Here is a 638-nt window from a genome sequence, read left to right as displayed (position 1 = left end):
CTGAAAGCGCTGGAAGGCGACGCAGAGTGGGAAGCGAAAATCATCGAACTGGCTGGCCACCTGGATACCTATATCCCGGAACCAGAGCGTGCGATTGACAAGCCGTTCCTGCTGCCGATCGAAGACGTATTCTCCATCTCCGGTCGTGGTACCGTTGTTACCGGTCGTGTAGAGCGCGGTATCATCAAAGTGGGTGAAGAAGTTGAAATCGTTGGTATCAAAGAAACCGCGAAAACCACCTGTACTGGCGTTGAAATGTTCCGCAAACTGCTGGACGAAGGCCGTGCTGGTGAGAACGTAGGTGTTCTGCTGCGTGGTATCAAACGTGAAGAAATCGAACGTGGTCAGGTACTGGCTAAGCCGGGCACCATCAACCCGCACACCAAGTTCGAATCTGAAGTGTACATTCTGTCCAAAGACGAAGGCGGCCGTCACACTCCGTTCTTCAAAGGCTACCGTCCGCAGTTCTACTTCCGTACTACTGACGTGACTGGCACCATCGAACTGCCGGAAGGCGTAGAGATGGTAATGCCGGGCGACAACATCAAAATGGTTGTTACCCTGATCCACCCGATCGCGATGGACGATGGTCTGCGTTTCGCAATCCGTGAAGGCGGTCGTACCGTTGGCGCGGGCGT

1 protein-coding gene is annotated in these 638 nt (G+C 54.4%); it reads left to right on the top strand.

Annotation, left to right across the window (positions count from 1 at the left end; genetic code table 11):
* Window positions 1-638 (top strand): EF-Tu/IF-2/RF-3 family GTPase (locus tag ABLV52_RS00630; RefSeq protein WP_348889870.1); only part of this gene is annotated, 638 nt, incomplete at both ends.

The sequence above is a fragment of the Klebsiella sp. GB_Kp056 genome, assembly GCF_040064755.1.
In the GTDB taxonomy this organism is placed as follows: domain Bacteria; phylum Pseudomonadota; class Gammaproteobacteria; order Enterobacterales; family Enterobacteriaceae; genus Klebsiella; species Klebsiella quasipneumoniae.
Note: the sequence above shows the minus strand (reverse complement) of the source record. Positions and strands in the feature narration are given on the sequence as shown.